Source organism: Gemmata algarum (assembly GCF_034097035.1).
GTDB classification, from domain to species: Bacteria; Planctomycetota; Planctomycetia; order Gemmatales; family Gemmataceae; genus Gemmata; species Gemmata algarum.
The window spans coordinates 122,813-143,603 of sequence record NZ_JAXBLV010000189.1 but is presented as its reverse complement, the minus strand read 5'-3'; the positions used below and the strand labels follow the sequence as shown (position 1 = coordinate 143,603).

16 protein-coding genes are annotated in these 20,791 nt (G+C 67.6%); 11 read left to right on the top strand and 5 right to left on the bottom strand.

Translation table 11 applies throughout. The features are described 5' to 3' along the window. Nucleotides 1-376 precede the first annotated feature (376 nt). Together R5W23_RS18870 and R5W23_RS18865 are read left to right on the top strand one after the other, a co-directional pair. Nucleotides 377-778: a hypothetical protein gene (locus R5W23_RS18870; RefSeq protein ID WP_261188127.1), complete on the top strand. Its 402-nt coding sequence runs from the start codon at nucleotides 377-379 to the stop codon at nucleotides 776-778. Nucleotides 779-801: 23 nt separating this feature from the next. Continuing rightward, complete coding sequence (locus R5W23_RS18865) at nucleotides 802-1,902, top strand: hypothetical protein (RefSeq protein WP_320687626.1); 1,101 nt, start codon at nucleotides 802-804, stop codon at nucleotides 1,900-1,902. Between the two features lie 129 nt (nucleotides 1,903-2,031). Here the strand turns inward: R5W23_RS18865 and R5W23_RS18860 are convergent, their stop codons facing one another. From R5W23_RS18860 to R5W23_RS18850, 3 genes are all read right to left on the bottom strand, one after another. After that, nucleotides 2,032-2,484, bottom strand: coding sequence for a hypothetical protein (locus R5W23_RS18860; RefSeq protein ID WP_320687625.1), 453 nt, complete (start codon nucleotides 2,482-2,484; stop codon nucleotides 2,032-2,034). A gap of 276 nt (nucleotides 2,485-2,760) precedes the next feature. Continuing rightward, a complete protein-coding gene (locus R5W23_RS18855) occupies nucleotides 2,761-3,156 on the bottom strand; it encodes a transposase (RefSeq protein ID WP_320687624.1) in 396 nt (131 codons plus the stop codon). Between the two features lie 142 nt (nucleotides 3,157-3,298). Continuing rightward, nucleotides 3,299-3,649 carry a nuclear transport factor 2 family protein gene (locus R5W23_RS18850; RefSeq protein WP_320687623.1) on the bottom strand — a complete coding sequence of 117 codons (351 nt, stop codon included), beginning with the start codon at nucleotides 3,647-3,649 and terminating at the stop codon, nucleotides 3,299-3,301. Nucleotides 3,650-4,057: 408 nt separating this feature from the next. Between R5W23_RS18850 and R5W23_RS18845 the strand changes: the two genes are divergently transcribed. The 4 genes from R5W23_RS18845 to R5W23_RS18830 are packed head-to-tail and all read left to right on the top strand — an operon-like array spanning nucleotide 4,058 to nucleotide 9,081. Then, nucleotides 4,058-5,752 carry a tetratricopeptide repeat protein gene (locus tag R5W23_RS18845; protein ID WP_320687622.1) on the top strand — a complete coding sequence of 565 codons (1,695 nt, stop codon included), beginning with the start codon at nucleotides 4,058-4,060 and terminating at the stop codon, nucleotides 5,750-5,752. A gap of 50 nt (nucleotides 5,753-5,802) precedes the next feature. Further along, nucleotides 5,803-6,357, top strand: coding sequence for a hypothetical protein (locus tag R5W23_RS18840; RefSeq protein ID WP_320687621.1), 555 nt, complete (start codon nucleotides 5,803-5,805; stop codon nucleotides 6,355-6,357). After that, nucleotides 6,357-6,668: a hypothetical protein gene (locus R5W23_RS18835; protein WP_320687620.1), complete on the top strand. Its 312-nt coding sequence runs from the start codon at nucleotides 6,357-6,359 to the stop codon at nucleotides 6,666-6,668. The genes R5W23_RS18840 and R5W23_RS18835 overlap by 1 nt, the downstream gene beginning before the upstream one ends. A 22-nt stretch (nucleotides 6,669-6,690) precedes the next feature. Continuing rightward, a complete protein-coding gene (locus R5W23_RS18830; protein ID WP_320687619.1) occupies nucleotides 6,691-9,081 on the top strand; it encodes a penicillin acylase family protein in 2,391 nt (796 codons plus the stop codon). Nucleotides 9,082-9,126: 45 nt separating this feature from the next. Here the strand turns inward: R5W23_RS18830 and R5W23_RS18825 are convergent, their stop codons facing one another. Continuing rightward, the gene (locus tag R5W23_RS18825; RefSeq protein ID WP_320687618.1) at nucleotides 9,127-12,933 is read right to left on the bottom strand and encodes a beta strand repeat-containing protein; all 3,807 of its coding nucleotides are present in this window, start codon (nucleotides 12,931-12,933) and stop codon (nucleotides 9,127-9,129) included. 457 nt (nucleotides 12,934-13,390) lie between these two features. Between R5W23_RS18825 and R5W23_RS18820 the strand changes: the two genes are divergently transcribed. The 3 genes from R5W23_RS18820 (at nucleotide 13,391) to R5W23_RS18810 (ending at nucleotide 18,161) form a co-directional block, all read left to right on the top strand. After that, nucleotides 13,391-15,805: a DUF1549 and DUF1553 domain-containing protein gene (locus R5W23_RS18820; RefSeq protein WP_320687617.1), complete on the top strand. Its 2,415-nt coding sequence runs from the start codon at nucleotides 13,391-13,393 to the stop codon at nucleotides 15,803-15,805. Nucleotides 15,806-15,901: 96 nt separating this feature from the next. Continuing rightward, the gene (locus R5W23_RS18815) at nucleotides 15,902-17,248 is read left to right on the top strand and encodes a DUF1501 domain-containing protein (protein WP_320687616.1); all 1,347 of its coding nucleotides are present in this window, start codon (nucleotides 15,902-15,904) and stop codon (nucleotides 17,246-17,248) included. Nucleotides 17,249-17,504: 256 nt separating this feature from the next. Beyond that, nucleotides 17,505-18,161 carry an MBL fold metallo-hydrolase gene (locus R5W23_RS18810; RefSeq protein ID WP_320687615.1) on the top strand — a complete coding sequence of 219 codons (657 nt, stop codon included), beginning with the start codon at nucleotides 17,505-17,507 and terminating at the stop codon, nucleotides 18,159-18,161. A 66-nt stretch (nucleotides 18,162-18,227) separates the two neighbouring features. Here the strand turns inward: R5W23_RS18810 and R5W23_RS18805 are convergent, their stop codons facing one another. After that, a complete protein-coding gene (locus R5W23_RS18805) occupies nucleotides 18,228-19,640 on the bottom strand; it encodes a lactonase family protein (protein ID WP_320687614.1) in 1,413 nt (470 codons plus the stop codon). Between the two features lie 201 nt (nucleotides 19,641-19,841). Between R5W23_RS18805 and R5W23_RS18800 the strand changes: the two genes are divergently transcribed. Further along, nucleotides 19,842-20,453 (top strand): sigma-70 family RNA polymerase sigma factor, encoded by a 612-nt coding sequence (locus tag R5W23_RS18800; protein ID WP_320687613.1) that lies wholly within the window; start codon nucleotides 19,842-19,844, stop codon nucleotides 20,451-20,453. Further along, nucleotides 20,450-20,704 carry an anti-sigma factor family protein gene (locus R5W23_RS18795; protein ID WP_320687612.1) on the top strand — a complete coding sequence of 85 codons (255 nt, stop codon included), beginning with the start codon at nucleotides 20,450-20,452 and terminating at the stop codon, nucleotides 20,702-20,704. Before R5W23_RS18800 ends, R5W23_RS18795 begins: the two co-directional genes overlap by 4 nt. Nucleotides 20,705-20,791: the final 87 nt, after the last annotated feature.

Here is a 20,791-nt window from a genome sequence, read left to right as displayed (position 1 = left end):
CGCGGGCACGAACGCTCCGTGCCCCTCTAAATGCAGATGGCACGCACGGGCGCCGGGGCACCGGTACGCACGCACTGTCGCCAATTACGGGATTGGGCAGGCTCTGCCGGTCAGGGAGGGCAGGAGAAACTCGATGCCCAGCACCGAGCGGGCGAAAGCGCTGGAATCCCGTGGACCCGTCCGATTCCCGAGAAGTTTCGGGTGGAGGGCGTGGTAGCGGATCGTGTAGAATCAAATCAAGGGAAGCACGAGAGTTCTGGAAACGAGCGCTCACGCTGTCGGAAGCTCTGACCGTCTGCGGTAGGCGAGCAACCCGCTCGTCGCGATCGCTCCCTTCAAATGACGGGCATCGCGTGATCCCTGTCGGGGTAAAGTTATGACTGACGAAGACAAGGGGATTCGCGCCAAATTCGGGCTCGATTACCTTCTTGGCGGCGATAAGCCTGTCAAGAAGACGGCCGCCTTGCCCCTCTCGCGCTATCTTGCAGGCAAAAAGAACCGTCGTTACGCGACCTCCGCCTTCGGTTTCGGTGCGGAAGCGGCAGCAGCACAGGTCTTCGGCCCGCTGGGCTTCCTAACTGAGGTATTCCAGCGGCATGCGGCCGAGTCTTTCAGCATTGCATCGTTGGTGAAACTAACCAGCATGCCTCCAGAACTGATTCGGGCCACAGTCGAATACATGCTTGCGGTGGGGGTGCTGGAGAAGCGAGAAGTACCGCTGACCGGAGAAGCCATCTACCAAGTCCGGCAAGGCACTCCCAAAGCCAGCGTCTACTAGTACACATACCGGACGCCCTTGAGATGCCCGACCTGCCTTCAGTTGCACAATTTGGGATGGTTGCCGCAGCAGCGGTGGCCTTAATAACCACTCTTGGTTGGTGGAAACCAACAACGCGACCTGCTGTAAAGGCAATCACCTACAGCGGCGTCACCGCATTGATTCCTGGATTTGCTTATTCGGTTCTCAGCGGTGCCGACGGATCGACATTGATGTGGCTGGGGATATTCCTCGGCGCGTTGTTGGGCGCGTTAGGGGTCAGCACTCGTGATGATAAAATGGCTTGGCGAGTGTGCCTCGGGCTTCGGGGCCTCTGGCTCTGGGTTGTGGTGCTCCTGCTTTCTTTCGCAGGTTACAGCCTTCTACTCCATAACGACAAGCTGGACTGGTATTGGGCATTAGCAATCGGACTTGGGACTCTCGTCGGGGCATCTGAGATCATCTCTCGTTACAGAGATGAGCCAGGCGCCGCCCTGCTGTGCCTTCACGGACTGATCTATCTAATCATCAACGGGATAATTTCTGGCGCGGCATACAAGCTTCTCCGGCATTATTCCGACTCGTTGATCCCTGCAATCAAGAATGATCACCTGCTCACGGCTATCGTTGCGGGATTCGGGGCGATGATTGTAATGCGGTCGAAGCTTTTCAGCTTTCGGTCAAGCAGCGGCGAAGATTTCGCCGTTGGGCCAGATGCCGTGATAAGCATCTTTCTCAAGTCGGTTGACCGCGCCATTGACCGCTGGAGATCGGTGAGCCGCCAACGCCTCGTCTTTCAGCTAACTCAGGGCATAGAGTATTCGCCCCGCGTCCCCAGCTTCTTCAAAGCCAGCATCGCTGCTTACCAGAACCTTACGGACAGCGAAAAGACGGAGTTAAAGGAGATTATTGAGGGTGTCGAAAGCGGACAGATTGAGGATCAGTTGAAGTTCGTGGCAATGGCATTCGGCTTCTTGAACATTAGCGGCGAAGCCAATTTTTCCGAGTTAATGGGTAATTTGGTGACCTTCCTGAAAACTCAGCCTCCTGATACCGGGGAGGCTGAGGAGGACGACCCGAATCAGGGAGAACCAAATCCGCCTGAGCCGCAAGAGCCTGACGCGCCCCCAGGAGGCGGCGTCTAAGCTGATCGACTCCCCGCAGGTTATCCACGGACGGCTCGCTTGCGACGCTGATGCGCCGCGCGCCGTCCGTGGATAACCTGCTCTTGCGGAGGCGGGAGGGTGGATTCCACCCCCAACCAGTTGGCTGACTCACCGGTGGTAAATGGCATCCGTTCGCTTCTCGACAGCCTCGTGCAGTTCGTTGACCACCTTCAGCCCCGGGAGGCCGATGAAGGTGTCGAGCGGTATGTCTACGATGAAGTCGGAGTTTGTGGCGGCGTGGTACTGTTGCTCGAACTTCATGAGTTTATCGCGGATTTCTGGCGGGTAAAGTAGGAAAATTGGTTTGATAGTCTTGAAGTAGCTCTTCATCAAGTCCATGAACTCTCGCCGTGGCTCACCCGGGTCGAAAAGGGTGTTCCCGGCTGAGGCCAGCCAGCCGTACAGAACTTTATACGCTTCCAGGATTTGCGGCTCGTGGATTTTCAGTCGCTCGACCTTCATTTGGTGCCGTAAATCGAGCAACTGCTTGATGGCCGGTCCGCTCAAGGCGCCGAACAGCCCGAAGACCGGAGCCCAAAACCAAGGCTCATTGTAAAACATGGCATACGCTCGGGTTGCGGGTTACGAGGCAATCGTTGACCTCATCGCGTCCGTCTAACCAGTCTATTCGCGTGACCGACTGCCGCATTCTGCCACAAACCGATAACTCTCCCTTCGAACTTCACCACCGCGATCCCGGTCACCGGCCCGTTCACCCGCAGCGTCTCCCGCTTCGCCAGCGTCAGTTACTCGGCGATGCGGTTCAACTCCTTCCCCTCGATCAGCACTTTCAGAAGGGCCGTTGTATCCCTCGAATCGGAACGCGATTCGGGTGGCTTACCGGTTCAGCAGGATCGGCCCGAGGATGTGGCCGTAATACACGCCCACAGACGAACCGTACTCGGTGTGCTGCAGCACGTCCGTCTGAGCGTACTTCGCCAGCGTGCTATCGACGCTGGCGGTGGTGCCGGCAACCAACATCTTCGCCCCCGCAACACCCAACACGAACCGAAAGACGTCGTCGAATACCTCTTCGGGTAGTCGCTTGCGGGTGTTGGTGAGGGTGGAGTGCTCGGGCATGGCCTTGTCCGGCGGGATGCCCAGGAAGGCGCGCAACGATAGGCTGTCGGGGGACCGCCCGACGATGCTCCGCGGCGAGCCGATGCCCTCGAAGTAACCCACCAGGAGCATGCGGGAGTAGACGCCGAGTTCTACGCAGCCCTTCGCGCGCATGGAACTCGGCGCACCGGCGCTCGATCCCGTTCTCGGTGAGGAGGGCGTTGAACCGCTGATAGAACAGGTGATCGGCCGAGGGGTGAACTGGCAGGTGGTGATGAGCAGCAATTCTTGCCGCTGCTTCCGCTTGCCCGACCCATCACGTCCCCTCGTTCTTGATGACGAACGCCTGCAACTCGGCCAGCTTGCCGCCCCGCAAGCGCCAGACGTCGCAGTACGCGAAACGTTCCTTCTTCCCGTCGCTGCCAACCATCGTTACCACGCCGAGCGCCGTGAGGAACTCACCCTCCGCGATCAGGTGATCGACCGTCAGTTCGGGCGGCACGGTGTATGCCTCCGCCATCCACTGACGCACGGCCTCCTTCCCGCGGAGCACCCGGTCGCCAACGAACGTCCAGACGGTGTCGTCTGTGCAGAACGACAGGAAGCCCTCGTAATCACCTTTGGTAACCGCCGCGTTGGCCTGTTCGAGTACCGATTTGTTGTTCATTGCGCTTTCCCGCGGAAACGTCGTTACCCGGCTCCGAGTCCGGTAATCGTTGTGGTTGTCGTCCGTATCTTCCGTCGCAACTACTGTTCCTGTTGGTCGGCGCATTCCGGTTTGCCAGTGGCAAGGGTTGTTAGGCGAACGCATCGGGTTCGCAACCGTCAACTTCGGCGGCAGCGCCCGACACCGATAAGCGGTGCGACACGTCGGCCGGTTCGATTCCTGTCACGTCGCGCCGGGTCGCCCGGCCCCGCTGTCACGAAGGAGCGGACGGGTGGAGCATGCGCCGTTGCCGAAAGGCAGCAGGCGCCGCGGGCCTCTGTCTCCGATTCCGGCAATTCGCCCCTTCCGCCATCATTACTACCGGAGTAAACTTTCAGGCATCGCCTCCCGCCACTTGAGCCACCCGCCATGACGCGCCTGTCTGGTTGTTTAGTTGCGCTCGCGCTCGCTGCCCCCGTACTCGCTGCGGATCAAGCACCGGCGCCGCGCACGAAGGCCGCTCCCGCAGCGTCCGTACCGAAGATGCCGCTGTCCGGGCTGACTCCGGCCCAGCCGATGTTCGACGCCTGCATCTACCAGTACCCGGTCGGCACCACGAACCCGCAGTGCCAGGCGTTCGTGAACCAGGGGCTCGGCCAGTACTACTCCTACGTGTGGATCGACGCGGCCCGCGCGTTCGAGACCGCCACGCGGCTCGACCCCGACTGCGCTTATGCGTGGCTCCTGCTGCACCGCTCCCTAGAGAAATGGGGCAAGCCGGGCGTGACGCCGTCGGCCAACCCGCACGTCGCGGCGCTCGGCGGGCTGGCGCTCGCGAAACTGCCGGACCGGGTCGGCAAGAACGCGGCGGAGTACGCCCTCGACACCGCGCGGCGGCTCATGCCGAAGGCCCCGTTGCGGGAGCAACTGCTGATCCAGTCGCGCCTGCAAGAGAAGGGGATGTGGCCCGGGGTCGGCCCCGACGAGCGGCGCAAGAAGGCGGCCCAGTCGCTCGACGAACTGCTCATGCTCCACGAGGACGACGAGGAGGGCTGGTTCTGGCGCGCCCAACTGGCTTCCGGGGACGGCCCCAACGCCGGCGCGGTGTTCTACAAGGCGCTGCTGCGAGTGAACCCATTGCATCCAGGGGCGAACCACGAGTTCGTTCACTTCTACGAGAACGTGAAGCGCCCCGCGCTCGGCTGGCCCTACGCCGAGAACTACATCAAGTCGTCGCCCGGCATCCCGCACGCCCACCACATGCAGGCGCACCTCGGCACGCGGATCGGGAAGTGGGGCGAAACGACCGACTGGTCCGCGAAAGCGGTCGAACTCCAGATCGCCTACCACAAGCTCCAGGGCGTGACGCCGGGCGAGGACCACCAGTTCAACCACCACATGGACATCCTGTCCAAGAGCCTCGTTCACGACGGGCGGTTCGCCGAGGCGAAGGCGCACCGGGCGCTGTGCGAGAAGTACAAGTACACGTTCCGGCACGACTGGCTGCGGGCCGCCCTGGGGGCGCACGACTGGTCCGAGGCGCACACCCTGGTCGAGCAGTTCCGCCGCACGGACAAGGCGTCGGGCGCGTACTACGCCGCCCTCGTGTCGCTCGAAAAGGGCGACACCGCGCAGGCCGGGCGCGAGGTGGAGACGTTGCGGCAGCTTTCCCAGAGCAAGAAGTTCGACCGGACCCTGGAGCGCCGGTTGTGGGAGGTCCAGGGGCGGCACCTGTGCCAGTCGGGCAACACCGAGGCCGGGCTGAAACTGCTCAAGAAGGTGGTGGACGCGACCAAGAACGACTTCGGGCACCACGCCTGGGGCAACGGGGCGGTGTACATGGAGTCGTGGGGCATCGGCGCGCTCGAGGCCGGCGCCGCGACCGACGCCGAGGAGGCGTTCCAGGAGGCCCTCGCGCACGACGCCGGCAGCGTGCGCGGCGCGCTCGGGCTGTGGGCGCTGTGCGACCGCGTCGGGCGGAGCGAAGAGGCGGCCCGTTACCTCAAGCTCGCGCAACGCGCGTGGTCGCGGGCCGACTCCAAGGACTTCATCGCGCTCCAGCACGACATGGCGGAGCGGGCCAAGAAGATCACCAAGCCGAGCGTCGCCGCCGCGGGCGAATAACGCGGGCCGCCGACGCGAACACCCAATACCCGATCCCCCCGATACCAGCCATGACGCGCGTTCTTTGTTTGAGCCTTGCCCTGACCCTCGCGCCGGCCCTGCCCGCGGCTGAACCGGTCGTTTCCGGAACCCCGGTCGGTAAGCGCCCGGGGCCGTACAGCTTCCTGGTCGCCACCGGGCCGCAGCGCGGCCAGCAGACGTGCTACATCTGCGAACAGCACGAGGGGAACAAACCGGCGGCCGTGGTGTTCGCCCGGGGCACCACCGACCAACTCGGCAAGCTTGTGACGAAGCTCGACGCTGTGGCGCTCGCGAAGAAGGAGAGCGGGTGCAAGGTGTGGCTCACGCTGCTCGCGGACAAGGCCGACCTGGACGCGCTCGCGAAGTGGGCGCAGCAGCAGGGCATCAAGAACGCCCCCGTGGGCGCGTTCGAGGACGCCGACGGCCCCCCTTCGTACAAGCTGCACAGGGACGCCGAAGTGACCGTCCTGCTGTTCACGAAGCAACGGGTGGTGGCGAACTTCGCGTTCCGCGCCGGCGAACTCGACGACGCGGCCGTTGAGCAGGTCGTGAAGGCGATGCCACAGGTGTTCGAGGCGAAGTGATGTTCCCTCTGCTCGCCAACGGTGCGCCCTCCCCGTTCCCGACCGCGGACACGCCCGCACGGGAACTCGCCGTTTGGGGCGCGTGCGTCAGCGTGGCGCTGCTCCTCGGCGGGTGGGGCGTTCTCAACCGCAACCGCCCGGATCGCTACGCGCGCGTGGGTGTGGCGCTTCTTGTCGCCATGATCCTCGTCGCGTTCGCTGCGCTGTTTGCCATGTCGCGCGACTGGGAACGCCAGCAGGCGCGCAACGAACGCGAGCGGCAAGAACAAATTCAGCGACTGGAGGAGCGGGAGCGGGAGTCGCAGCGCTGAGCCGCGCCCGTATCTTGTCGGGATGAGCATTTCCCGCTTCCTGCTGCGCCTAGCGCTCGGGCGCAGGCTGCCACAAACCGCTGGTGAGCTGCGGGTGACGGGCGTTGCCGCCCCGGTCACGATCCGCCGCGACCGCTGGGGCGTTCCGCACATCGACGCGGCGTCCGACGCCGACGCCTATTTCGCGCTCGGCTTCTGTCAGGGCCAGGACCGCGCGGGGCAACTCGAAGTGCTGTGGCGGCTCGCCCGCGGCGCCCTCGCGGAGTGGGTCGGAGCGGTCGCGCTGCCCGCGGACCGGATGAGCCGGCACATCGGGTTCCGCCGCGCCGCGGAGACTCAGCTACCCGTTCTGAGTGCCGAAGCACGCGGTGCGTTCGAGGCGTTCGCGGCCGGGGTGTGCGCCGGCACCACAACCGGGCTGCCGCAGAAGCCGCACGAGTTCGCCATCGTCGGCGGCGCGCCCTCCGCATGGGACGCCGCTGATGTGCTGGCCGTGCTCAAGCTGCAATCGTTCCTGCTCCCGTCCAACTGGGACGTGGAACTGGCGCGGCTGCGCGTCCTGCTCGCCGACGGACCCGATGCCGTTCGCGAACTGGACCCCGTTTCTGTGCTGCCCGTCGTCGATCCCGTAATGGGCGCGCCCGGGGAGGCGGGCCTGCTCGACCGGCTCGCCGCGGACCTCGCGGCGCTGCAAGCGTACCTACCGCGCGGGGGCGGCTCGAACAACTGGTGCATTTCGGGCACGCGCACGGAATCCGGGAAGCCGATCCTCGCGAGCGATCCGCACCTGGCCCCGACGACCCCGCCGCCGTGGTACCTGGCCCACGTCCGCACGCCCGCCTGGGAAGTGGCCGGGGCGGGACTGGCTGGCGCGCCCGGGTTCCCCATCGGGCACAACGGGTTCGCCGCCTGGGGCGTCACCGCCGGTCTGGCCGACAACTCCGACCTGTTTATCGAAACGCTTAGTTCCGACGGGCGCTCCGTGCGCCAGCCCGACGGCACGTTCGTACCGTGTGAAGTCGTGCGCGAGGTGGTGCGGGTGAGGGGGGCGGCCGACGTAGTGGAGGAGGTGCTCGTCACCCCGCGCGGGCCGTTGCTCACGACCGTTCTGCCAGACACGAAGCTGGCGGTTTCGCTCTCGGCCGTCTGGCTCCGGCCGCGCCCGGTGGAGGGCTTCCTCACGTCGCCAACGGCGCGCTCGTTCGAGGAGTTTCGGAAGCCGTTCGCGCACTGGCCCGCGCTGCCGCTGAACGTGCTTTACGCGGACGCGAACGGGACGATCGGCTGGCAACTGGTCGGCGAGGTGCCGGAACGGGCGGGGAGCGCCGGGTTGCTCCCACGTCCCGCCGACGCGGCCGGTTCCGCGTGGACCGGGACCGTGCCGTTCGACGCGATGCCGTTTCAGGAGAACCCGCCGTGCGGCTTCCTCGCGACCGCGAACGACCCGCCGAACGAGTGGGCACAAGCGGCTTTCCTTCCCAACCCCTCTTCGGGACAGCGAGGGGTTGGAGAGGAGTTGGGTCACGACTTCGTTGACCCGTACCGGGCGCGGCGGATTCGCGAACTCCTCGCCGCGCGCGACAGCGGTTGGACGCTCGCCGGGGCGTCCGCGATCCAGCTTGATGTGCAGTCGCTCCCGTGGCGCGAGGCGCGTGAGGTGGTGCTGGCGCTCGCCCCGACCGACCCCGACGCCCGCGACGCGTTGGCGCTCTTGCACGAGTGGAACGGCCGCGTGGAAACGGACTCGTCGGCGGCGGCGGTGTTCGAACTGTTCGTCGCCGAGATGTGCGTGCGGGTGGCCCGGGCGAAGGCGCCGAAGTCCTGGGCGACGGCGGTGGGTGAGGGGGCGCTCGGCGTCGCGACGTACAACCTCTTCTCGGACCGCCGGGTCGGGCACCTCGTTCACCTCCTGCGCACGCAACCCGACGGCTGGTTCGGGGCGTGGGCGGGTGAGATGGAGCAGGCCCTCGCGGGGGCGGTGCGGACGCTCCGGCGCGAGGCCGGCCCGGGGCCGCGGTTCTGGGCGTGGGGGCACCTGCGGCAGTTGCTACTGGAGCACCCGCTGTTCGGGAAGCACCGGTGGCTCGGTCCGGCGTTCAACCGCGGCCCGTTCCCGTGGGGCGGGGACAGCAACACCGTGAGTCAGGCGGGCGCGCGACCGGCCGAGCCGACCGCGTTCACGCACAACATGGCGAACTTGCGCACCGCGTTCGATCTGGCCGACCTGTCGAAAAGCACGTTCGTGCTGTGCGGCGGGCAGAGCGGCAACCCGCTGTCGCCGCACCACGCCGACCAACTCGCACTATGGCTCCAGGGCGAATCCTTCGTCTTGCCCTGGGATCAGGCGGACGTGATTCGCGCCGCGGTCGAGACGCTCCGGCTCGTGCCCGGAGGAGCGTCGCAGAACGTTTGAGCGGGTGGCGCAGGCGTTCCGCCGCCCTGCGCCACCCGCGCGGGCTTATCTATTGGTTCCGGCGACGAAGATACCGGTGGGCGAGTAGGGCTGCCCAGGCGGTGTGGCGACGAGGCTGTCGAGCAACTGGGCCGGGTCGAGCCCGCGGAACACCTTGAGGTGTGGTGCGGCGGCGGCGGGGCCGGTGAGGATGTCGGCGAGGCGGTCCCGATCCCGGTCCACGGTCCCGACCCGTACCCCGAACGGGGCCGGCGTGCCGTTGGCGTTGGTGTACGCGAAGAAGCTGGCGCGCTCGGCTCCGTTGCGCGTGAGCACCTTGACATGCGGGGCGTTGGTGGCCCCGGTAATGATCTCGGCGCGGCCGTCGCCGTCCACGTCCCCGGCGGCGACGAAGATGCCGCCGAGGTACCCGGTCCCGTATGCGAAGTAGCTACCGAGGAGCTGTCCGGCGGCGTTGAACGCCTTGACGTGCCCGGCGAACGTGGCCGACCCGGTGACGATGTCGGCGCGGCCGTCGCCGTCCACGTCCCCGGCGGCGACGGTGACCCCGACCGGGTTGCCCCCTCCGTAGGCGAAGAAGCTGGCGAGCGTGCTGAAGTCGGGGCTGGCCCCGCTCAGGAGGGCGCGGCCGGAGAGCGCCTTGACGTGGTCGTTGGCGACGGCCGTTCCGACCACCACGTCGGCGAACCCGTCGTTGTCCACGTCCCCGGCCGCCACGTTCACCCCGCCGGTGTACCCGGGGAAGGTGAAGAAGCTGGCGATCTGTGCGTAGTTGGCCCCGCTGTACACCTTCACGTGCCCGCCCGGCGCGCCGGCGCCGGCGGACACGATGATGTCGCTGATCCCGTCGTTGTCCACGTCCCCGGTCGCCACCTTCGCCCCGCCGTTGTACAGCTCGAACGGGAACAGGGTCTGGAGCAGCGCCCCGGTCCGCGGGTCGAACACCTGCACCGTGGTCACCGGTCCGGCGTCCGAACCGACCGCCACCCGCGCCTGGCGGTCCACCTGGGCCACGCCCTCACCTTCGCTGGGGCGATAATTCGCGTCGCCGTAGTAGGCAACCGCGAGCGGAATGGTGCCAGCCGGCAGGCGGGACGTGCTCAGCACGGCCCGGCCGGTCGCGTCCAGAAACAAGTTTTGGATGTACTCGTGAGTGTCCGCGCGGGTGATACTCACGGTCCCCGTCGGCACCGGCAAGCCGGGCTCCTGTCGGACCGTGACGAGGAACTGGGCCACGTCTCCGAACACGGTCGGACCGCTGAGCGGGGTGAGGGTGACGGTCGAGGCGACCTGTGCCACCGCCGGCGCGGACACGGTGACGGTGCCGCTGGTTCCCGTTGCGCCGAGCGCCGCGTCGGTTGCCGTTAGCCGATGCGCGCCGACGGTCCGGAACGTGACCGTGATCTGTTTGCTCCCAAGGTCGGCAGGCGTGAACGTGACAGTGGTCGGGAAGGTGGCTTGCCCGTCGGTGCTGGTGATCTGAACCGTTCCGGCGAACCCTGTGATCGTAGCCCCGCCGGCGTCCCGGGCGGCGACGGTGACGGTGACCGGCTGCCCGATGGTCGCCTCGGGTGGGACACTAACGGCGAACGTGCCGAGCGCTACGGCGGTGGGTGTGCTGGTGCCGGTCGCGCCGATCGCCGCGTACGTGGCGGTGACGGTCTGCGCTCCGGGGGTGTTGAACGTGACGGTGACGATCTTCACCCCTTGGTCGGCAGGCGCGAAGGTAACGGCAACGGGCAGGATCGCGAGCCCGTCGGTGCTGATGAGCAGGACGGTTCCGGTGAACCCGGTGAGCGCGGCTCCGCCGGCGTCCCGGGCGGTGACGGTGACGGTAACGGGTTGCCCGGCGGTGGCGCCCGCTGGGGCGGTAACGCCGAACGAGGTGGGCGCCACGACGACCGGGTCACTGGTGGCGGTGGCGCCGGTCGCCGTGTACGCAGCGGTGACGGTTTGAGGGCCGCCCGTCTGGAATGTCACGGTGACGGTCTTCACGCCGTGATCGGCGGGCGTGAAGGTGATGGCAGCGGGGAAGGTGGCCCGCCCGTCGGTGCTGGTGAGCGAGACGGTTCCGGCGAACCCGGTGAGCGGGTTGCCGTGTTCGTCGCGTGCGGTGACGGTGACCGGGACCGGGAGCCCGGCGGCGGCGTACGCAGGCGTGCCCACCACGAGCGCGAGAGTTGCCACATCGACCGTGGCACTGGTGCCGGTGGCGCCAGTGGCGGCGTCGGTGGCGGTGAGCGCCTGGGTGCCGCTCGTCCTGAAGGTGACGTTAACGGTTTTCACGCCCGCATCGGCGGGCGTGAAGGTGATGGTAGCGGGAAAGACCGCGAGCCCGTCGGTGCTGGCGAGTTGAACGGTCCCGGTGTAGCCCGGAAGTGGCGTTCCCGTCCCGGTGAGCGCGGTGATGGTGACGCTGACCGGTAGGCCGGCGATGGCCGCGGTCGGAACGGTGACGGCGAACGAACCGGTTGCCACAGCGACGGGGGCGCTGGTGCCGGTACCTCCGGTGGCGGTAGCGGTGAGTGTCTGGTTGCCCACCGTCTTGAGTACAACGGTGATCGTTTTTACACCGCGGTCGGCGGGTGTAAAGGTGATGGTGGCTGGGAACGTGGCGAGTCCGTCGGTGGCGGTAAGTTGGACCGTTCCGGTGAACCCGGTGAAGGTGCTGCCGCCGGGTGTGCGTGCGGCGATTGTGACGGTGACCGGCTGCCCGACGGTGGCGTTGGCCGGTGCGCTCACGGCGAACGAGCCGAGTGACACCACGGTGGTGTTTAGGGCCACGGTGACCGACGCCGGACTGGTCGCATTTGAACTCGCCAGATCCGGGAGCCCGTCGCCGTTGAAGTCGCCAAGTGCGAGGGCCGATGGGGTTATGCCCGTACTCACGGTAACGGGGTTACCGAACGTCCCATTGCCGTCGTTGGTGTACGCCCGCGCCCGGTGAGATCCCGGCAGCGCGACGACGAGGTCGATGTCGCCGTCGGCGTCGAGGTCGGCGAGTGCGAGACCTCCCGGCCCGGGTGCCCCAGGGTTCGGGACGTATTCGACCCGCGGTCGGAGGGTGCCGTCCGGATTCGCCAGGAAAACGGCGAACTCTGCCCCACCGTGGTAGGAAACGACGACATCGTCCCGGCCGTCGCCGTTCAGGTCCGCGGCCTCGATCTGCCCGCCGTGCCAAGTGAGCGAGTACGACGCAGGGGCCGCGAAGGTGCCGTTGCCGTTGTTCAGCAGCACATGCACTGCGTCACCGCTGTAGATGCCGGTGGCAATGTCCGGTTTGCCGTCGCCGTTGAAGTCGCCGGCCGTGATGAACTCGTCGTCCGACCCGCGCGCGATCTGCACTGCCGGATCGAAGAGCGTGGCCGTGCCGTTACCGCGGAGCAAGGTTACTCCGCCACGGGCCACAACCAGGTCCAGCTTTCCATCCCCATCAAAGTCGGCGGCTGCGATGTCGAGAGCATTCACCCCAATGGGCGTACCGATCTGAGCCTGGAACGTTCCGTCTCCGTTGCCCAGCGCGACAACCGCTTGTTGTCCCCCGCCGTTGGCAACGACGAGGTCCAGTCGGGTATCGCCGTTCACGTCAACCAAGATGACCCTTCGTGGGTCAACAACGGGGACCGTATCGACGGACGTAAGGGTGCCCGACGCGCTACTCAAATACGAGATCATCCCGCCCGCGCCGGCTCCAAGGACCACATCGTCACGACCGTCACCATTGAGGTCGCCGGCGGCGACGGCGGTACCATTGAAACCGCCGTCGTAGCTGGCACCAGAGCCGAATGTGACGGGTGTGAGGCGGTCTTCAAGGGCTTCGAGAGCGAACGGGCGGGGGCGCGAACGGGTCATTGGGGGGCGGGTCCAACAAGGTAGGTGGTCTGGGGAGAATTACATTACCAAGTGCTTGTCGGTGCAGACAAGGTAAGTACTGGCTGGGTCGCCAAATTACTGTGAGGCTTGATTCCAAGACCTGCTCGTGCTCGAAGCAATTCCGAGACCGATCGCACACCGCCGCAAAACAGTTGTCTTTGATAAGTCGTTAACGGCAAAGATCTTGCGTACGCGGGCGCGGGAAGTCAACACACCTGGCGTCTGCCGCTTTGCGCACCGGGCTTCTGTACTCTCAGACGGACCGCGTGAGCAGGAAGGTCAGGAGGTGGGAACGTCCAAGCGAGGACGTTTCTTGTTTTAGACTGAATGACACGCGAGACCTCGTGAACGAGCAACGGTTGAAGATCGTACCGACCCCCTCGCCACCGGCCTGGCTTCCCGCCCGCGCTGCGACGAATACCCGCGAGACGCCGCCATGTTCTCCCGCCGTTTCTTCTACGCCGTTGCCGCGTGCCTCGCCGGGACCGGTGTGAGCCGGGCGGACGCCCGCGACGCGGCCCCCGCCGAAGTGGCCCTGCCGACCGGCGGGGCGGTGAAGCGGGTCGACTTCGAGCGGCACATCATGGGGCTCGTCTCGAAGGTCGGGTGCAACGCCGGGAGCTGCCACGGGTCATTTCAGGGCAAGAACGGGTTCCGGCTGTCGCTGTTCGGCTACGAGCCCGCGATGGACTTCGCCGGCCTCACGCGCGACAACTTGGGCCGGCGCATCAACGTCGTGAAGCCCGACGGGAGCCTCATTCTTCTGAAGGGCACCGGGCAGACGCCCCACGACGGCGGGATGCGGTTCGGCAAGGACGGCTGGGTGTACAACGTGTTCCGCGAGTGGATTCGCGGCGGGGGCAAGTGGACGCCCGGCAGCGGCGAGATCAAGGATCTGACCGTCACCCCGGGCGACTTCGCCCTCCTGCGCGACTCCAAGTCCGCACAGGTGACCGTCACCGCGACGTTCGCCGACGGCACCACCGAGGACATCACGCCGTTCTGCGACTTCCGGATCACCGACGACGCGATCGCGACCGTTTCGCCGCTGGGCCTGCTGACGCCGAAGCAGCCGGGCGACGCGGGGCTCACCGTGCTGTACCGCGGGAGCGTGAAGGCCATCCGCGTGCTGGTCCCGTCGCCGGCCCGGGCCGAGTACCCGAAGGTGCCCGAAGTCAACTACATTGACCGCGAAGTGTTCGCGAAGCTGAAACTGATGAACGTGGTGCCGAGCGATCTGGCTTCGGACGAAGTGTTCCTCCGCCGCGTGTCCATCGACACCACCGCCCAACTCCCCACACCGGAACAGGTCCGCGCGTTCGTTGCCGACAAGGACCCCAAAAAGCGTGAGAAGATCATCGATCAGCTTCTCGCCGACCCGCTCCACGCCGCGGTGTGGGCGACGAAGCTGTCGGACATTACCGGGAACAACACCCAGGCGCTGGAGGCGCCGCAGCAGACGCAGCCGAAGCGGTCGCAGATGTGGCACGACTGGCTCCGCAAGCGGGTCGCCGACAACGTGCCCTACGACCAGATCGTGCGCGACATCCTCACCGCCAACAGCCGCGACGGGATGACCCCGCAGGAGTGGCTCGCGTTCGTCAAGAAGATCGACGAGCAGTCCGCAAAGGGCGCGAAAACCGAGTACCCCGAAAAGAAGACCCTCGACCTGTTCTGGCGGCGCCAGCAGCAGGTGCCGGTTGAACAGTGGGGCGAAAAGGTGGCGGCGGCGTTCCTGGGCGTGCGGCTGGAATGCGCCCAGTGCCACAAGCACCCCACCGACCGGTGGACGCAGGACGAGTACTGGGCGTTCGCGAACGTGTTCGCGACGGTCACCTTCCAGGCGAACCAGTTCAGCAGCCCCGAGGTGAAGAAGCTCGCCGACGCCGAGAACGCGGCGCGCCGGGAGAACGCCCCGAAGGCCAACAACAACAACGTCCTGCTCGTGCGCGAGATGTTCAGCGGGGCGAACCCCCGGCGGCGGCCGAACCCCGGGACCAACAAGGTGCCGCTCCCGCGCACCCTCGGCGGCGACACCGTGGGTACGAAGGCCGGCGCCGACCCGCGGGCCGAACTCGCCGACTGGCTCACGGGGCCGGAGAACCCGTTCTTCGCCAAGAGCTTCGTGAACCGGGTCTGGGCGCACTACTTCGGCGTGGGCCTCGTGAACCCGGTGGACGACTTCTCGCTCGCGAACCCGCCGGTCAACGCCCGGCTGCTCGACGCGCTCGCGAAGGACTTCGTCGCGAGCACGTTCGACATCCGCAAACTGGAACGGACGGTGCTCCTGAGTCGCACCTACCAACTCAGCTACGCGCCGAACGAGAGCAACAGGTTCGACAAGAACAACTTCTCACACGCCTACGTCCGGCCGCTGATGGCCGAACAGGTGGTGGACGTGCTGAACGCCGCTCTGGGCGTGGACGAGACGTTCGGCGGCGCGGACGCCGAGTTCGCCGGGCTGAAGATGGTCGAGGTCGGGTCGAGCCGACTGGCGAGCACCGTGTCTTACGCCCTGCGCATCTTCGGCCGCCCGCCGCGCACCACCGCGTGCGACTGCGAGCGGGCGATGGAGCCGGCCCTGCCACAGACCCTGTTCCGCATGACCGACGCCGCCGTTCTGGCGAAGTTCACGAGCGGCACCGGCCGCGTCGCGAAGCTCGCCAAGAGTAAGCTGAGCCCCGAGGAAATTGTGGACGAGGCGTTCCTGTCCACGCTGTCGCGGCTGCCGACGACGAAAGAAAAAGCCGACGGCCTGGAGCACCTGAAGGGCGCAAAGAACCGCACCGAAGGCGTCACCGATCTCGTGTGGGCGCTCGTGAACACCCGCGAGTTCATCCTGAACCACTGACCGCCCGCCACGCCGGCGCCGGGCCGCCCCCGGCTGGTGACCGGCGCGCGAGCTGATTCACCCGACCGCTTCCCCACCTTCAAACGGAGCGCTGCCATGTCGAACGTGCGGACCGACTGCGAAGGCTTCCACCGCCGGGACGTGCTGACCATCGGGTCGGCCGGGTTCCTCGGCCTCACCCTCCCGGGCGTACTCGCTTCGGAAGCGAAGGCGAAGGCCGCGAACGAGATCGGCTCCGGGAAGAAGGCCAAGAGCGTCATCTTGCTGTGGCTCGCCGGCGGGCCGGCCACCATCGACATGTGGGACAACAAGCCGGACGCGCCGGAGGGCATCCGCGGCGAGTTCAAGTCCATCGACACCGCCGTCACCGGCGTCCAGGTGGCCGAAACGTTTCCGAAAATGGCGCAGGTCGCGAACAAGCTCACCATCGTCCGCTCCCTGTACCACACCATCCCGAGCCACAGCCCGGCGACGGTGTTCATGACCACCGGGAACAAGCCGACCGCCGCCCTCCAGTACCCGTCGATGGGCTCGGTCGCGGCGCGGATGCTCAAGACCGAAGTGGGGGTGCCGCCGTACGTCACGTTCGGCGACATCCGCAACGGCACCGCCGGCCTCGCGGGGTACCTGGGCACCGGGTACAACCCGTTCGTGATCGAGGGGAGCGCACCGACGCGCGGCGAGGGCAAGGCGGCGGGGGGTGGGTTCAGCGTCCGCGGGCTCACGCTCAAGGGCACGTTCACCCTCGAAGACCTGGAGAAGCGCGACGCGCTGCTCCGCAAGTTCGACACCGGCTTCGCCGGCCTCGACCGGTCGAACGACCTCGTGGACGGGCTCGACACGTTCCACCAGCAGGCGCTGGAGATCCTCAAGAGCGATAAGACCCGCAAGGCCCTCGACCTGACCGCCGAGAAACCGGCCACCCGCGAACTGTACGGCGCCACGCCGTTCGGCCAGGGTGCGCTTGCGGCCCGGCGGCTGGTGGAGGCCGGGGTGCGGTTCTCCACCGTGACCTTCGGCGGCTGGGACACCCACAGCCAGACGTTCAACGCCCACAAGACCCGGCTCGCCCCGACCACGGATCAGGTGCTGTCGGCGCTCATCAAAGACCTGGACGACCGCGGGCTGCTCGACAGCACCGTGGTGATGTGCGCCGGCGAGTTCGGCCGCACGCCGAAGGTGAACAAGAACACCGGCCGCGACCACTGGGCGCGGTCGATGGCGTGCGTGCTGGCCGGCGGCGGGTTCAAGCGGGGCTACGTCCACGGCAGCACCGACGCCAGCGGCATGGCCCCGGCGACCGAGCCGGTCACTCCGGACGATGTCGCCGCGACCATCTTCCGCAACCTCGGCGTCGATCCGGCGACCGAACTGCAAACCGCGACTGGCCGCCCCATGCAGCTCTTCCGTGAAGGCAAGGTGATCGAGAAGACCGTCGGCTGAGCACTCCGGTGCCGCAGAAAACTCAAGCGGGCCAGAAGCCGGCGCCGGAGCGCGGGCCTCTGGCCCGCTTGAGATAGGTCGTTCACTCCAGCTTTGCGACTGCTCCGTGACGCGCTCTCGAAGTTGACGCTCGGCGGGCCGGAGGCCCGCGCTCCGGCGCCGACACGACTACCGATCGATCGAACTGGGTGCGCGGGGGCGAAAGCCTCCCGCGCGTCGTTTGGTATGGTTCAGCGGGCGCGAACGGAGGGTGCGTATGGACCGCTGGTTCGACGGCGTGTACTTGGTCGGGCGGTACAACTGGCTGCAAACGGGCGTCTGGCTGCTCGCCCACAACGGCGAGGCCGCGGTTCTGGAACAACCGCCCACCAACATTGCCGGGATCGGGTTCGGGCCGGACCCGGCGGCTGATGTCGAACGCGCGGCGGCTCAACTCGGCGTGCGTGTGCGGTTCCTGCTCTGCACGCACACCCACGCCGACCACTTCAGCACCCGCACCTTCGACGCGCTGCGCCAGCGGTTCCCGGGCGCCGAACCGGTGCTCCAGAGCGGGTTCCACAAGTTGACCGACGGTCGCCCCGGGGTGCGGTACTTCGACCACGAGTGCGAACTGTCGGTCGGCGGCGAGCCGCTCCACCTCGTCCACGCGCCGAAACACAGTTGGACCGATACCGTGGTGCTGTTCCGCGGCGCCGCCTGTACCGGCGACTGGGAGCTGAACACGGTCCGCACCGTCAACGAAAGCGTTCCGGTGCCGGCGCGGCTACAGTCCTGCGAGCGGCTCATCGGGTTCGTGCGGCAGACGGGGTACCGCGTCCACCGCGTGTATTCGGTCCACGCGAACGACCGGCGCGAGGGCGTCAATTTCCCGGCGCTGATCGCCGACACGCGAACCGATCGCAAACTGTGGTGAGGGCCGAGGGCGAGGCGCCCCGCGGCGTCTTCGGGGTCGGGACGCCGCCCGGAACGGCTGGGGCGGTCAGCGCCCGAACCGGCCGCGGAACCGTTTCAGCGCGTCCTCGAAGTGCCCCAGCCCGTCGCCGTCGAACGGCTCGCTGCGGACGTACACGCGGTGGTCGCGCTCGTTCGACCGGCCGCCGCGGAGCTGCACCACCTCCACCCCTTGAGGGTGGGCGTTGGCCGGCACGTCTTTCAGCTCGAAGATCACCGGCGCGAGCGGTTCGCTCAGGGTGCCGTCGCGCGCGACCCTCAGCGTGTGCAGTTGATTCCCCTGCGGGAACGCCGGGTCGGTGGACTGGGTGACGGCGTACAGGAACCGGCCGGTCGGGTCGAGCGCGATCTCGAACGCGTTGGTAACGGGGCGCCCGGCCGCGGTGGCCCCGCGCGGGCCGCCGAGCGGCAGCTCCTGGATCTGGACCGGGTGCAACGGGTCGGCCAGCGAAAACACGCTCACCGAGTCGGTGGCCGTGTTCGCCACATACAGCACCCGGCCGTCCGCGCTGATGGTACACCAGCACGGGGCCGCGCCGCTGCCCTCCGCCGGGCCGACGAAGTTCGTGCGCCCGGTCTCGTCGTAGGTGAACACCCCGACCTGGCCGGACGACGCGAACCCGGTGTAGACGATGTTCCGGGTCGGGTGCGCCGCCGCGCCCAGCAGAACGGGCGCGTTCGCGCTGGCGCTCGCCGGGCCGCCGGGGGCGGCGGTGAGGCGCCCGTCGGCGCCGATCCGGAACGTGTTCACCGTGTTCCCGCCGGGCGTGCCGGCCAGCGTCGCGGCCTCGACGAAGAGGAACCGGCCGTCCGGCGAGACGAGGGCCTGCGTGACGAACGTCCCGACCGGGAAGGTGACCGTCGAGTTCGGAATGGCGACGAGCGCGCCGTCGCGGCCGATGTTGAACGCGACCACGCTCGGGGCGGTCGTTCCGGGGTGCCCCTGGCCGGCGTCGCCGCGGTTCGCGACGTAGAGCGTGTTCCCCGCGATGCCGATGCTGTCGGGCTGGTCGCCGCCGGACGCGAACGTCCCGACCCGGTGCAGCCCGCCGTTGTCGAGAACGCGGAACGCGGTTACGCTGTCGCTCCCCTGGTTCACCGCGAACAGGAACCGGCCGTCGGCGGTGGCTTGCACCTGCTGGTCGCCGTCGTCCGGGCCGACGAGCTTGGGCACGTTCAACTGCCCGGTGCCCCCGGTCGCGAACGTCCCGATCTGCGTCAGCGCGCCGGTGCGGGCGTCCCGGGCGAACGCCAGCACCGCGTTCTGGCCGTCCTGCGGGTTGTTGGTCTCGGTGTAAACGACCGCCGCGGCGGTCCCGCCGGGGTGGGCGAGCGCGCCGGAGCCGAGGGCGGCGGGAACGTCCCGCGCGTCGAGCGCTTCCAGGCCGAGCCGGGGGCGGGGGGCGGGAACCGTTTCGCTGCGGGTGCGGAGCCAGCTCATCATCAGAGGTCCTTTCGAACGCACGGGCGACCGGCGGACCGGGCGGTCGCACCCGGTCGTTCGCGGGGTCAGTCGCTCGCCCCGGCGGTCCCTTACGCCGCCCGCGGGGAAATTTCTCGGCGGCCGAAGGCGCGGGTGTAAGGTCCGGGGCCGGCGCACGACACACGTCTGACGGCCCGCTGTCCCGACGAGAACCGGCGCATGACCCCAACGACCGACCCGACCGCTGAGGACCGCCTGCCGGGCGCGGACCCGGGCACGTGGTTCGAGCGGTACGGGGACTACCTGTACCGGTTCGCGCTGGCCCGGGTGCGGCGGGCCGAGGCGGCCGAAGATCTGGTTCAGGAGGCGCTGCTGGCCGCGTGGCGGAACCGGGCCGAGTTCGACGGCCGGTCGTCGGAGCGCACCTGGCTGACGGCCATTCTGAAGCGCAAGGCGGTCGACTGGCTCCGCAAGCGGGTGCGCGAACAACTCCGCGAGGCGGACGGGGCCGCGGACCGGTTCGCCGACGACCTGTTCGACCGCCGCGGCGGGTGGAAGACGCCCCCCGGCCTGTGGGGCGCGGTCGAGCCGCTCGACCGCGCGGAGTTCTGGGCCACGTTCCGGGCGTGCCTGGGCAAGCTCCCGGAGCGGATGCACACGGCCTTCGCCCTGCGCTACCTCGACGAGGCGGCCGCCGGCGAGGTGTGCCGCGAGTTGGGGCTGACGCCCTCGAACCTGTGGGTGCTGTTGCACCGCGGGCGGCTGCGGATGTGGTGGTGCCTGTCCAAGAACTGGTTCGGCGAGGAGCCGCAAGAGGGAGACGAACCGTGATCTGCCGACAGGCCGCCGAAGCCATTTCCCGCGCGCTCGACGAGCCGCTGCCCGCGCCGGAACGGCTCGACCTCTGGGTCCACACGCTCTTCTGCGGCCCGTGCCGCCGGTTCCGGCGCCAGTTGACGCGGCTCCACGCCGAGTGCGCGGCCGCAGCCTCCGAAGAGGTGCCGGCCGATACGCCGGGGTTATCCGATGCCGCCCGCGCGCGGATCGCGGCGGCCCTCGAACAACCGCCGCCCGCCGGGTAGCGTTCGGAACCCTCACGTGCCCGGTGGCGCGAGTGCCGGCCGAACCACCAACGGGCAATGGTCGTGGCGGTGGCCGAAGAACCGCTC